The sequence below is a fragment of the Salinivibrio sp. ES.052 genome, assembly GCF_900141775.1.
In the GTDB taxonomy this organism is placed as follows: Bacteria; Pseudomonadota; Gammaproteobacteria; order Enterobacterales; family Vibrionaceae; genus Salinivibrio.
Map to the genome: position 1 here is coordinate 1,519,296 of NZ_FSRI01000001.1, position 13,147 is coordinate 1,532,442.

General features: G+C 50.1%; 10 protein-coding genes. 6 read left to right on the forward strand and 4 right to left on the reverse strand.

The features are described from left to right. The first annotated feature begins 3 nt into the window (after positions 1-3). Entirely contained in the window at positions 4-1,515 is a 1,512-nt protein-coding gene (locus BUQ98_RS06980) for a DUF3360 family protein (protein WP_074213112.1), read from the forward strand. 134 nt (positions 1,516-1,649) lie between these two features. Continuing rightward, a complete protein-coding gene (gene pflB / locus BUQ98_RS06985) occupies positions 1,650-3,926 on the forward strand; it encodes a formate C-acetyltransferase (RefSeq protein WP_074213113.1) in 2,277 nt (758 codons plus the stop codon). Between the two features lie 106 nt (positions 3,927-4,032). Here the strand turns inward: pflB and BUQ98_RS06990 are convergent, their stop codons facing one another. Further along, complete coding sequence (locus BUQ98_RS06990) at positions 4,033-5,655, reverse strand: methyl-accepting chemotaxis protein (RefSeq protein WP_074213114.1); 1,623 nt, start codon at positions 5,653-5,655, stop codon at positions 4,033-4,035. Positions 5,656-5,973: 318 nt separating this feature from the next. On the opposite strand from BUQ98_RS06990, the gene pflA reads away from it, so the two are divergent. Beyond that, positions 5,974-6,714: a pyruvate formate lyase 1-activating protein gene (gene pflA / locus BUQ98_RS06995; RefSeq protein ID WP_074213115.1), complete on the forward strand. Its 741-nt coding sequence runs from the start codon at positions 5,974-5,976 to the stop codon at positions 6,712-6,714. A gap of 101 nt (positions 6,715-6,815) precedes the next feature. On the opposite strand, the gene BUQ98_RS07000 is transcribed toward pflA, so the two are convergent. Continuing rightward, positions 6,816-7,721 carry a LysR substrate-binding domain-containing protein gene (locus BUQ98_RS07000; RefSeq protein WP_074213116.1) on the reverse strand — a complete coding sequence of 302 codons (906 nt, stop codon included), beginning with the start codon at positions 7,719-7,721 and terminating at the stop codon, positions 6,816-6,818. Positions 7,722-7,918: 197 nt separating this feature from the next. Here BUQ98_RS07000 and focA point away from each other — a divergent pair, with 197 nt between their 5' ends. Further along, positions 7,919-9,373 carry a formate transporter FocA gene (gene focA, locus BUQ98_RS07005; protein ID WP_074213117.1) on the forward strand — a complete coding sequence of 485 codons (1,455 nt, stop codon included), beginning with the start codon at positions 7,919-7,921 and terminating at the stop codon, positions 9,371-9,373. 62 nt (positions 9,374-9,435) lie between these two features. Here the strand turns inward: focA and BUQ98_RS07010 are convergent, their stop codons facing one another. Both BUQ98_RS07010 and BUQ98_RS07015 read right to left on the reverse strand, forming a co-directional pair. Continuing rightward, the gene (locus tag BUQ98_RS07010; protein WP_074213118.1) at positions 9,436-10,623 is read right to left on the reverse strand and encodes an MFS transporter; all 1,188 of its coding nucleotides are present in this window, start codon (positions 10,621-10,623) and stop codon (positions 9,436-9,438) included. Between the two features lie 148 nt (positions 10,624-10,771). Further along, positions 10,772-11,437 (reverse strand): energy-coupling factor ABC transporter permease, encoded by a 666-nt coding sequence (locus tag BUQ98_RS07015; protein WP_074213119.1) that lies wholly within the window; start codon positions 11,435-11,437, stop codon positions 10,772-10,774. Between the two features lie 193 nt (positions 11,438-11,630). Here BUQ98_RS07015 and BUQ98_RS07020 point away from each other — a divergent pair, with 193 nt between their 5' ends. Together BUQ98_RS07020 and rlmA are read left to right on the forward strand one after the other, a co-directional pair. Then, the gene (locus BUQ98_RS07020) at positions 11,631-12,131 is read left to right on the forward strand and encodes a YfbU family protein (protein ID WP_074213120.1); all 501 of its coding nucleotides are present in this window, start codon (positions 11,631-11,633) and stop codon (positions 12,129-12,131) included. Between the two features lie 174 nt (positions 12,132-12,305). Then, complete coding sequence (gene rlmA, locus BUQ98_RS07025) at positions 12,306-13,130, forward strand: 23S rRNA (guanine(745)-N(1))-methyltransferase (protein ID WP_074213121.1); 825 nt, start codon at positions 12,306-12,308, stop codon at positions 13,128-13,130. The last annotated feature ends 17 nt before the right edge of the window (positions 13,131-13,147 follow it).

Below are 13,147 nucleotides of genomic sequence, written 5' to 3' on the forward strand. Positions count from 1 at the left end.
CTTATGGCAACACATGCTCAAGACCGCAGTGTGAGTCACGATGAAAAGAGCGAATATCAAAAGAAGCACAAACCGGCTTCTTCATTTGCCTCCCGCGCTGACTACCTGAATCACGAACTACAAATTATGCGTCCGCGCCGTTGGGGCTTAAACCTGCCTGGCCGTGACTTCCGTTTTGAACTTGAGGATCTTGTTCCCGCACTCGCTGGTACCATCGGCATCATCGCAATGTATTCTGCGGTAATGATGTCATGGGCTGAGGGGCTTACCGCAGCGTGGGATCATATCACTTTGGGTAAAGCGTTTGCCGTTGAGGTCGCTCGCGTTGAAATGCTAATCCCTGCCCTGCTTTTTTGTGTCCTTTTGTGCGGGTTTATCAATCCACGTGCTAACTTGGCCGGTAACCACGGTCCAATGATCCCGCTTGTGGGTACCATCGCATTAGCCGGTGCGCATCCATTAGCATTGGGGATTTTGATTGGTGCCTTCGGCTTGATACTGAGTTACCTTAAAGGCGGCTCTAAATTAGTGAACCTAACGAGCCAGGGGGTGGCTGGTGGTTTGCTGATATTCTTGGGCTTTGGTGGTGCCAAAGGCCAAATTGAGAGCCTACTGGCCTGGGGTGCTGACATTAACATGGGCTATATTTCCATTTTAATTCTGGCCGTATCGATTGTGATTTATGCCTTTTTGGCACGGATCGGTAAACGCTGGTTAGCGATTCCCGTTTGTGCGGTCACTGGCGGCTTAATTGCGACCGCTCTGGGTGCTGGTTCATCATTAGACTTTGTCACTCAACCTGGCGTGCCAAACCTCAACCCTGTTTACTGGTGGGGTTCAACCGAGCAAGGTTGGCAGATGGGTTTACCTAACCTCTCGCACTTTCTCGCATCGTTGCCATTTGCGCTGCTCGCTGTCGCCATGTGGTCGCCCGACTTTCTCGGTCACCGTATTTTTCAGGAACTTAATTACCCGAAAAAGGCCGAAAAGGTATTGATGGATGTTGATGACACCATGACCGGTTGCTCTATCCGCCAAATTGTCGGTGCATCTGTCGGTGGCGGTAACATCACCTCATCGTGGGGCACTTATATGATCCCAGCGGCGATTGCGCGTCGTCCGATCCCTGGTGGGGCCATTGTCTTGGGTCTGTTATGTATTGCAGTCGCGTTAATTGGCTATCCAATGGACGTGGCAACCTGGCCACCAGTGATGACCATTGCGCTCTTATCAGGCGTATTCCTGCCATTGCTTGAGGCAGGTATGCAAATGGTGAAAGACGCCAAGTCGAGTCAATCAGCCGGTATTTGTATTTTCGCTTCCATGGCTGTTAACCCAGTCTTTGGTTGGGCAGTCACTATGCTCTTGGACAACAACGGCCTTATCGGTGATAAAGAGCGTCCTCAAACGCTATCTACCGTTGACCGTCTGGTGATTCCAACCGCCACAGTGATCATTTGTATTGCTGCCATGTTGGCAGTCGGAATGATTCCCGGCATTCCATCTTTATTGTAATAAATCACCCCGCTTTCGGGCGGGGTATCCGGATAAAATCGATGGGTCGCAGGCGTCAGCCATATTGACACAACACTATGACTGGACCTGGCCCCAACACATATCTTTTTGAAAAGACTACAGGTAGGTGCAACATGTCTGAGCACGTTTCTAATGCATGGGAAGGATTTGTTGAAGGTAACTGGAGCAAAGCCGTTGACGTTCGCGACTTCATCCAGAAAAACTATACCCCTTACGAGGGTGACGAATCATTTCTAGTTTCAGAGCCAACTAACGCGACGAGCCAACTATGGGCACGCGTAATGGAAGGCATCAAGCAAGAGAACGCGACGCATGCACCGGTTGATTTTGATACGTCTGTGGTTTCTACCCTGACGTCTCACGACGCCGGCTACATCGAGAAAAATCTGGAACAGATTGTTGGTCTACAGACTGACGCGCCGCTAAAACGCGCTATGCTGCCTTACGGCGGTATTCGTATGGTTCAAGGTTCATGCGATGCGTATGGCCGCGAGCTCGATCCACAAGTGAAGAAAACCTTCACCGAGCATCGTAAGACCCACAACCAAGGGGTTTTCGATATCTATACCCCTGAAATCATGAAATGCCGTAAATCTGGTATTTTGACGGGTCTACCGGATGCCTATGGCCGTGGCCGTATCATCGGTGACTACCGTCGCGTCGCGCTATACGGCATCGACTTCCTGATGAAGGACAAAAAAGCGCAATTCGATTCTCTGCAAGAGAAATTCGAAAACGGCGAAGATCTGCAAATGACCATGCAATTGCGTGAAGAGATTGCAGAGCAGCACCGCGCACTGGGGCAATTGAAGCAAATGGCAGCCTCTTACGGCTGTGACATTTCTCGCCCAGCAGAAACGGCTCAAGAAGCCATTCAGTGGACCTATTTCGGTTACCTGGGTGCTGTTAAAACGCAAAACGGCGCGGCGATGTCGCTCGGTCGTACCTCAACCTTCCTTGACATCTACCTACAGCGTGATGTTGAAGCCGGTAAACTGACTGAAGAACAAGCACAAGAGCTGATTGACCACTTCGTCATGAAACTGCGTATGGTTCGCTTCCTACGTACGCCTGAGTATGATGACCTGTTCTCTGGCGACCCAATTTGGGCCACCGAATCGGTTGCCGGTATGGGCCTAGACGGACGTACTCTGGTCTCTCGCACCAGCTTCCGTTTCCTCAACAGCCTTTACACCATGGGTCCAAGCCCAGAGCCAAACATCACCGTGCTTTGGTCTGAGCAACTGCCTGAAGGCTTCAAAAAATTCTGTGCCAAAGTGTCTATCGATACCTCGTCTATCCAGTACGAGAACGATGATCTGATGCGTACTGACTTTGATTCTGACGACTACGCGATCGCATGTTGTGTTTCCCCGATGATCGTGGGTAAACAGATGCAGTTCTTTGGCGCTCGTGCCAACTTGGCTAAAACGCTCCTTTATACCATCAATGGTGGTATTGATGAGAAGCTGAAAATCCAAGTCGCACCAGAGCACGCTCCGATGACTGACGACGTGTTGGACTATGACAAAGTCATGGACCGCATGGATCATCTGATGGACTGGTTGGCGAAGCAGTATGTGACTGCGCTGAACAGCATCCACTTCATGCACGACAAATACAGCTACGAAGCGGCGCTGATGGCATTCCATGACCGTGATGTACATCGCACCATGGCGTGTGGTATCGCAGGTCTATCCGTGGCGGCTGACTCACTGGCTGCGATCAAATACGCAAAAGTGAAGCCAATTCGTGACGAAGACGGTATCGCTATCGACTTTGACATCGAAGGTGAATACCCAGCGTTTGGTAACAACGATGAGCGTGTTGATACGATTGCCTGTGATCTGGTCGAACGCTTCATGAACAAGATTCGTTCACTGAGAACCTACCGTGACGCGGAGCCTACCCAGTCCATCCTGACTATCACATCAAACGTGGTATACGGTAAGAAAACGGGTAATACCCCTGACGGTCGTAAAGCCGGTATGCCATTCGGACCAGGTGCAAACCCAATGCACGGCCGTGATGAAAAAGGCGCGGTAGCATCACTCACGTCAGTGGGTAAACTGCCATTTGCACACGCCAAAGACGGTATTTCTTATACCTTCTCTATCGTGCCAAATGCACTGGGTAAAGATGAAAATACCCAACGCGCTAACCTGGCAGGCTTGATGGATGGTTACTTCCACCATGAAAGCGGCCAAGAAGGCGGCCAGCATCTAAACGTGAACGTCATGAACCGTGATATGCTACTTGACGCGATGGAGCATCCTGAGAACTACCCTCAGCTGACTATCCGCGTATCTGGTTACGCAGTCCGTTTTAACTCGCTGACGAAAGAACAGCAACAAGACGTGATTACCCGTACCTTTACCTCTTCACTGTAAGAGATAAATAAGGGTTAACGCCCAAAGAAAAACCGCCGGCAATGCTGGCGGTTTTTGTTTATCTGTCCCTTAACAGCTATACATACCAGCTAAGCGCAATCAGCGATTACACCACTTCAAAATGATCCAGTTTACTGTCCAACTCTCGGGCGGAATCAGCAAGCAATTGGCTTTGCTCTGCAAGGTGCGACGCAGCACCACTGATCTCGTTTGCCGAGTTGTGAATGTTACTCACATTTTGATTCATTTCTTCAGACACCGTGCCTTGCTCTTCTGCGGCCGCGGCAATCTGTACCACACGATCATTGGAACCATGCAACGCACTCACCATATCCTTGAGTTGCTGCTGTGTCTCTAATGCTGTATCAACACTGGCTTCACTGGACTGATGGCTCGACTTCATCGCTTCCGCAGCCTCAATCGCGTTATTAGTCAGCTCTTCAATCGTGCCTTGAATCTGAGTAGTGGACTTCTGTGTCCCTTGAGCTAATGAGCGGACTTCGTCGGCCACCACCGCAAATCCACGGCCTTGCTCACCCGCACGTGCCGCTTCAATCGCCGCATTAAGCGCCAACAGGTTCGTTTGCTCAGAAATCCCCTGGATCACCGTCGCGACATCACTGATTTGCATCACCCCTTGTTTCACTTGATTTACCAGTTTATCCGCACTGGCAATACGCTCAGCCACTTCTCGAATACTCGCCACCGTACTATCCAGCTTATGATTTCCGTCTTCCGCCATAGCGGAGATATCATTCGTCGCTTGCGCAGTTTGCTCTGCATGATCAGCCACATCGGCGACTGTCGCTGTCATTTCATTCATCGCTGTCGCCAGTTGCTCCAACTCAGCACGTTGTGATTGAATGCTTTGCGCACTTTGTTCACTGGCAGAAGCAATCGACGAGGCCATCGTGGATGACTGCTTAGCTTCGTCGTGAGCGATACGCAAGGCTTCGCGAACACTGGTCATTGCGATATCCATTCGCCGAGCCAGTTTACCGATTTCATCGTGGCGGGTATAACCGCACTCAATACGCAAGTCGCCCCCGGCAATCTGATCAAACTTTTCCACCAAATCATCCAATGGCACCACAATATCGCGGCTAACAAACGCACCAGCAATCAAAAGGATCACCGCGGCAATCGCAGTCAACCCACCAATTTGCCAAGCAGATTGTATAAACTGTGCTTCGATATCACTGACATGTACACCTGAGCCGATAATCCAGTTCCACCCGTTAACACGCTTCACATAAGAAATTTTGGGCTTCATCTTACCTTCGGGTGACCGCCACGTGTAATCCAGCACACCCCCTTGTGCGCCTTTGCTCACCGCCACCATTTCACGCCAATGATATTTCCCTTCACCATCCGTTAAACCATTCGCACTGGTGCCATTTAAATTTGGCTTAATGGGATGGCTAACAATGGTTAAATCTGGCTTAAGGACCCAAAAATAGTTATCGCCGTCATAACGAAGCTTATTGAGCTGTGCTATCGCCCGCGCTTTCGCTTCTTCCTCCCCAATTTGCGATGCTTGCTGTCGATAGTAATTCACCACACTTTGTGCCACTTCAATATTGGTACGTAGCGAGGCCGCTCGCTCCGAGTAGGATTGATCGCGCTCTTTTTTGATCGTGTACGAACTGATCGCGGCCAGCAATGTGATCGCAATCAGCATTAGTGCAACAAGCTTATTTTTCACTCTCAGATCACTGATTCTTTTCATTATTTATCCTAGCATTTGCCGTTGATCCTGGTCTGACACCAAGCGTACATGCAGCCTGGATGGTGCATTAATACTTTGACGTGTCGCACGTCATTTTGGACAAAAAACCAAGAGCACACAAAAACCGTATGGAAATTATCTGGATCACATCTCACTGTGCTGGCACAGAAAACTGGAACTGTGATCAACCTATAGACAGGTGTGCAACATACAGGTAACGTCTGGATAGAGGTGTGCGAAAAAGGGCGAATTTCCTTACGTTAAGACCGGTTTTTGTAATAAAATGACACCATAGCAATTCGCAGTCTGGAGACAGTTATGTCGGCAATTGGTCGCATCCATTCCTTTGAATCTTGTGGGACCGTAGATGGCCCCGGGATACGTTTTATTGTCTTTATGCAAGGCTGCTTGATGCGGTGCAAGTATTGCCATAACCGCGATACCTGGGACACCCATGGCGGCAAGGAAGTGACTGTCGATGAGATCATGAAGGATGTGTTGGCGTACCGACATTTCATTACAGCATCAGGCGGAGGCGTCACCGCTTCTGGGGGCGAAGCCATGCTACAGCCTGAATTTGTGCGAGACTTTTTCCAGGCCGCGCAAGCCAAAGGCATTCATACCTGCTTAGACACCAACGGATATATCCGCAAGCACACGCCTGTGATTGATGAAGTGCTTGATGCGACCGATTTGGTGATGCTCGATCTCAAACAGCTCAATGATGAAGTTCATGAAGATTTAGTCGGCGTATCCAATCGCCGTACTCTCGACTTTGCTCACTACCTACACAAAATCGGGCAAAAAACCTGGATTCGCTATGTGGTGGTTCCCGGCTATACGGATGATGATGATTCCGCTCACCGGTTAGGAAAGTTTATCAAAGACATGGATAATATCGAAAAAGTTGAATTGCTCCCTTATCACCAGCTTGGTGAACACAAATGGGAAGCACTGGGTTACGAATACGAGTTAAAAGACGTCAGCACACCATCAAAAGAAATGATGGATAACGTCAAAAACATTATTGCCAGTTATGGTCATAAGGTAATGTATTAACCTACGCGCCTCTGCGCTCTCTCTATCCGCCGGTCACCTTGTGGCCGGCTTTTTTACACTGACATCTCGCGTCTTTATGATTAAATTTCAAGTATTTATGATCACATCTCGCGCCGACGGGCTTTAGTCATTCGAATCGCTTCTCGAATAATACAATCACGCAACGGGTTATCTGCCGCATCCGCACGCCAAATAAAGGACAACGTGCGCCGCATATTCAGATCCGGTACGTTTAACGCCACCAGCTCTTCGCGCTCAATCCATTTCTCAACGTCTAGGTACGGCAAGCAACTAAGGTAGTTAGAATTCGCCACCAAGGTTCTTAGCACGGAGACCTGTTCATACTCTCGTCGGACATCAAGATCTTCGATCACCCCATGAATCGCGCTATCAAAGCTATGCCGTGTCCCGGCACCGGGTTCACGCAACACCCACTGGGCTTGTTCCAATTGCGCTAAGCTTACCTGATCGCGCTGCGCATAGGGATGATGCTTCCCCGCCACCACCACCAAGTGGTCATGACACCAGACTTGCTGCTTTAAACGGCTATCATCACACCGCCCTTCAATGATCCCCAGGTCATGCTGATAGCGCCGCACACTATCAATGACTTTTTGGGTATTTTTCACCGTAAAGTCGATTCTTAACTCTGGGAAATCACTATCAATAATACTGATAAGGTCTGGGATCAAATGCTCTGCTGCGGTCTGACTGGCAATTAAGGCAATATCACCACTAATAATGTGCTGACCATCAAACCCAGCTTCTATTTGTTGCGCATCAAACAATAACTGCCGTGCTTTGGGTCGCAGCCAGGCCCCCCAATACGTTAACGGCATTTGCTTCCCTTGCCGCTCGAATAACGGCCGCCCTAACAACTTTTCCAGTTGAGAGAGGGCCATGCTAGTAGCTGACTGCGTCAAAGCTAGTTGGTCGGCTGCTCGGCTCACACTGCCCGTCGCAGCAATCGCTTCAAACACGGCTAATTGCTTCAATGAGTACCGCATCCAGGCTCCTTATTGTCTTATTTTGATGGCAATAGACTATCAACTTTTGTGATAGTGACCCTAAGCAATATCAATTTTACTCCTGATAGACATGCGAATAGGCTGGATTTATTCACATTAGGTCTAAAAAGGAGTACAACTCGTATGTTGATGTGTCTTTGTCCTCGGGCACCCAGTGCCGAAAGAGGAGACAGCCAATGGTAAGTCCAACCCCAATTAAAACAGAGGGCCCCGCTGCATTGCTCGCCAACGCTGAAGCTTATGCAGAGAGTAAAACTCATAAATCGACCCGTATGGCGGTTGGATTGGCCATGATGGCAGGTCTCTTTATTGGGCTGGCTTTTGTGTTCTACCTCACGGTCACCACGGGCAGTAACGCCGGCTGGGGGATAACCCGATTGATGGGCGGGCTTGCCTTTAGCATGGGCTTAATATTGGTCGTGCTTGGCGGTGCAGAGCTATTTACCAGCACAGTGCTGTCTATGCTGGCTCGTGCCAATGGCAAAATCTCAACCCGCGGCCTGCTCTATACCTGGGCAAGAGTGTATTTCGGTAACTTGTGCGGTGCTCTACTGTTGGTGTTTATCGTGATGGTGGCAGGGCTATACCAGCTCGACGATGGCCAATGGGGATTAAACGCATTACATGTGGCCCAGCACAAGCTCCATCACAGTTGGATACAAGCCTTTGCACTCGGTGTGTTGTGTAACTTACTGGTCTGCTTGGCGATTTGGATGACCTTTACCTCGCAAAACCCGCTCACCAAAGCGGTGATGGTGATTCTTCCGGTTGCCATGTTTGTCAGCACCGGCTTTGAGCACAGTGTCGCCAATATGTTCATGGTGCCACTGGGCATGAGCATTGCCACCTTCGCGCCCGACAGCTTCTGGCAAGCAATAGGCAGCTCGCCCGCTGCTTTTAATGACCTCAACCTGATGCAGTTTATCAGTGCCAATTTAATCCCTGTCACGCTCGGCAATATCGTCGGTGGCGCGGGCCTAGTTGGCATGGGTTATTGGCTGATTATTAATCCCGAGAGAGAAAACAAAACAGCGCAAGTTTCATCATTGACGCTACCGTCTGCGACTTACCCTGAGAGAATGACTATGACCCAAGAAACCTTGACCATTGAAAAAAACATGAAGCCTGTCCAATGCGCCTTAAAAAGCGACCAGTTTGTGGCCGATGCATTGGAGCAACTCAACCGCTATCAATTACAAGGCGCACCGGTGGTCGACAAGCAAAATGAATTAGTCGGCTTTTTCTCGGTGCAAGATGTATTCGTCGATTTATGGTGGAACGATTACCAGCCTGATATGGATACTAAAGTCGAAGATTTAATGCGCACCGAGGTACAGACGGTTGAAGCAGACCAATCGGTGATTGAACTGGCGCAATACATGAGCATTGACAACCAAGTACTGTATCCAGTCAGTGATGCGGGTATTGCCACGCGCTTTACCACCCAATCCGCGTTAGAGCGTGCTAAAACGCAAACACTATCTCGTCCTTACGTTTATCCCGTCATGGAAGACAACGTCTTAGTTGGCGTCATCAGCCGCTCGGATGTGGTACGAGCTCTAGCACCACTTTATGGTAATACGATGGATATTCTCCCTGCCGATGCCAAAGATGGGCTCGTGACCGCCTAATAAAAACGCAAACACGCCTCAGACCGGTCACTGAGGCGTGTCGCTTTTAAAGTCAGTCGTGGTCAGGCTGCACTCAAATTAGGCATTTGACGACGCCCTCTTAGGTAAGCGATCCACATATACACCGCGGTACTGAGCAAGCAACTAGCGAGGTACATCATCAACCCTTGCTCACCAGAAAACGCTTGATGCGCCAGCACAGGGCCACTCACGGAGCCAACGCTGTAAGCAAGTAAAAGCGCCTCCGTGGCGGCGACGATCTTACCCGGAGCTAGCGTTGCGCAGGCGTAAGCAATGGCTACGGGATAAATAGCAAATACGGCACCACCCAGTATCACAAGCCCGACGCCAAGCCACCAATGACTGTTTGCAACCATAATGGTGACGATAGCCAGCAACCCCACCACCGATAAGTAAAACATCAAAAGAACTCGGTTCACTCTTGTCGAGATGCCTCCCAGCAGCGGCTGACCCCCCATTCCGCCGACAATGACCAACGCCATCATCGCACCGATCTGCTGGTGATCGTCGACACGTTCCGCGAGATAAAGCGGTAATAAACCGTAGATCGCCCCCAACGTGAGTCCCGACACCATACAGGCGATATAGGCGGCTTTACGAATCGACCTCAATGTTCCCGAGTGTTCAACCGGCCCCATTTCTTGTGGCGGCTCACCATGGCGTACAAACAGGGGCACAATAATAGCAGCCGTCACGAGGCTACCGATCAACCAATAAGGCTGAGCGCCAGTGACGCCAACATAGCCAACTCCAAGCTGCCCCAAAGCATTCCCTCCATACAGAGCTGCCATATAAAAGCCCAAACGCTTGGCTCGTTGGCGCTCAGAATCGGCGATCAGTAACCAGGATTCAATCGTGACAAAGACTCCCGCTACCGCCATCCCTGCCACAAACCGTGATAATAGCCATACCCCTTGTGCTTTGATCGTGGCCATCGCGGCAATCGACAACAGCAGCACACTCATAAACAGCACTAATGCTTGGCGATGGCCGAACCGCGTGACAATACGCGCACTCCACAGGGCACCAAACAATAATCCCGCATAAAAGGCGCTCGCCAGCCACGCGGCCAATTCAGGCGGCAAGCCAAGCGGCATTAATGCTAATGGGATCAAGCTCATCAAATAGCCACTGGCCACAGCGAAGGCCGTTAAGCTCGCTAATGGCACCCATGGAAACGCAGACAGCGCCATACCGCTGCCACTCTGTGCAGATGGTTGATTGTTCATGACAGTTCGTTCAATTCTCAGATAAGTGGCACGGACGGCCGGGGCCGCTAATATGTGCCATTATTGAGGATGAATACAGCGAGCGTTTTTATTCGTCTCGATAAGAAAATTTGATGGATATAACCAGATGGCGCTCAACCTTCTGCCATCAACGCTCTGGCGACAAATACTCTCTATCATAAAAGGTACGCAACCAATGAGGGCGATACACTGCCATCACGGTCACCGCCATACCGTTAAGTAACGCCTCGGGAAACCACATCAGTAACGCAATTTGCAGGTAGTTATGCACAATCTCATGCCAGCTGTGACGATCGGCAGCCCAATACCAGAGCGAGGTCACCGATAGCTGGAAAACGATTGTCAGTGCCGCGCCGATAAACGCCGCAATAAAAATATAGATAAAAAGGTGACGGGTAAGATAATGATAACTCAGTGCGAAAATCGCATAGCTAAACAAAATAGGTAACACAGCCGTAGTCAGTGCTGTCATGCCGATATCGGCCAGCGGCATCAGCCCAAAAACGGCCATCAACGCTAGCGGAACAGTGGTAATCCAAATGGCAATCCGCCAGCCATGGCACAACGCCAAGGTCGTCACGCCCAAAAAGTGGATATCCAGCCCTTCTTTAATACCGGCCTGCAGTGCCCATAAAGCAAACAAAACCACTGCCGATGAAAACGCCAAGTGCTGATAACCCGATTCATCATGCAGCTTAGGGAAAAATTCACGCGGATAGGTCACAAACAACACACCCGCCCAAACTAACCAACCCATCCATTGCCAACCGCTAACTTCGGCTAACTCAAACATATTGCATCCTTAGTGAACCACTATGTGATAAAACCCAACGCGTGGGTGATAAAACCCAACGAGCGGGTGATAAACGTGCTACGGATATAGCTCAGATCAAGATCTCGTGAACATAGAGCTGTTAATCTCTGTCCATACCCTCATCGTTTGATGAATGATTATTGTACCTTTGAGAGTTAAGAGGCCAACCACCATGGATATGACCCCTGCACAACGTTTAATTTTATCTAACCAGTACCAACTAATGTGCCACCTCGATCCTGCTAACAACGAAAAGTACCGTCGCCTGCAAACCATTATTGAGCGCGGCTACGCGTTGCAAATGGCCGAGGTGATCAGCCAGTTTGAGGCACTGTGCGAAACACAATGCCGCGAGGTGATTGATATCATGGAAATGCACCATGCCATGCAAGCCTCTTATAACCTTCTTGATGAGGCCAATCAATCAGCCTTGTCGCCACGTCGTGTGCAATTTTGGGGCTTTGATGCTGCCACTGAAGGTGCTTTAGTACACTACGTGCGCTTTTTAGTCGATACAGAAGGGCTGTACCCGCAATTTGACCAAGGTGAACATCACTTTAACAGCCAAATGCCAATGCGTGACAAATACCGCCGCATGCTCGACGTATGGCGTAACTGCCCACGCCAATTCCACCTGAGCTTAACCGAAATCGAGAAGATACTCGCCGCCTAGTGGATTGCGCCAACCGCTGACATTGATAGCCAGAGGCGCTTAACCGCATCACACTATGCATTCGATTACGCAGCCGCCCTACTTGGCGGCTTTTGGGTTTCTCACCGCGCGAACTTGTCGAACGCCACACAAGCCCGTACCCTTAAGCGCATCAAAACCAAGACATAGATCCCCATGATTTATCAATGCCCGCTGTGCCAACAGCCCCTGCAAGCCAAGCCACGTGGTGCTTATTGCGCTGACAATCATCAATTTGATCGCGCTAAAGAAGGCTACCTCAACCTATTGCCCGTGCAATTCAAACGCTCCAAAGATCCGGGTGACAACAAAGCCATGACCCAAGCGCGTCGTGCATTTTTAAACGCAGGGCACTATGCGCCGATGCGACAAGCGATGATCGACGCCCTCACCCAAGCACTCGACCAAGAGAGCCAAACCATTTTAGACGTCGGCTGCGGCGAAGGGTATTACACTCATGCGATCGCCGATCAAACCGCCTCACAACAGTGGTCCGTCTATGGGCTCGATATTGCCAAAATTGCCATACGTTATGCGGCTAAGTGGTATCCACAATGTCAATTTTCGGTCGCTTCGTCGCAACGTCTACCCTTTGCCGACAATAGCCTAGATGGTGTGGTCCGTATTTATGCCCCCTGCAATGGCGAAGAGCTTGACCGTGTGATCAAGCCCGGCGGCGTCGTTGTCACGGTAACGCCGGGTCCTCGTCATCTATTTCAACTGAAAGCGGGTATCTACGATGAGGTGCGCTTGCACGAAACACCACCTGAAGCACTGCCCGGCTTCCAACTTGAAAGTGAGCGCTCGCTACACTACCCCATGACACTGACGGGAGAGCAAGCGATAACATTGTTACAAATGACGCCGCTTGCATGGCGTGCCTCCGATGCATGGCGTAACACCTTGGCGAATGCCATCGACTTTGAATGTGAAGCCGACTTTACCTTGCGTGTTTACCGTCATCACGCAGGCCCCCATTAAGGCGAAAGGAGACATAT

Bases quoted from the DNA above. Each gene is read 5' to 3' on its own strand.
- BUQ98_RS06990 (WP_074213114.1), bottom strand. From the start codon at position 5,655: ATGAAAAGAATCAGTGATCTGAGAGTGAAAAATAAGCTTGTTGCACTA.
- BUQ98_RS07000 (WP_074213116.1), bottom strand. From the start codon at position 7,721: ATGCGGTACTCATTGAAGCAATTAGCCGTGTTTGAAGCGATTGCTGCG.
- BUQ98_RS07010 (WP_074213118.1), bottom strand. From the start codon at position 10,623: ATGAACAATCAACCATCTGCACAGAGTGGCAGCGGTATGGCGCTGTCT.
- pflB (WP_074213113.1), top strand. From the start codon at position 1,650: ATGTCTGAGCACGTTTCTAATGCATGGGAAGGATTTGTTGAAGGTAAC.
- BUQ98_RS07020 (WP_074213120.1), top strand. From the start codon at position 11,631: ATGGATATGACCCCTGCACAACGTTTAATTTTATCTAACCAGTACCAA.
- focA (WP_074213117.1), top strand. From the start codon at position 7,919: ATGGTAAGTCCAACCCCAATTAAAACAGAGGGCCCCGCTGCATTGCTC.
- BUQ98_RS06980 (WP_074213112.1), top strand. From the start codon at position 4: ATGGCAACACATGCTCAAGACCGCAGTGTGAGTCACGATGAAAAGAGC.
- pflA (WP_074213115.1), top strand. From the start codon at position 5,974: ATGTCGGCAATTGGTCGCATCCATTCCTTTGAATCTTGTGGGACCGTA.
- rlmA (WP_074213121.1), top strand. From the start codon at position 12,306: ATGATTTATCAATGCCCGCTGTGCCAACAGCCCCTGCAAGCCAAGCCA.
- BUQ98_RS07015 (WP_074213119.1), bottom strand. From the start codon at position 11,437: ATGTTTGAGTTAGCCGAAGTTAGCGGTTGGCAATGGATGGGTTGGTTA.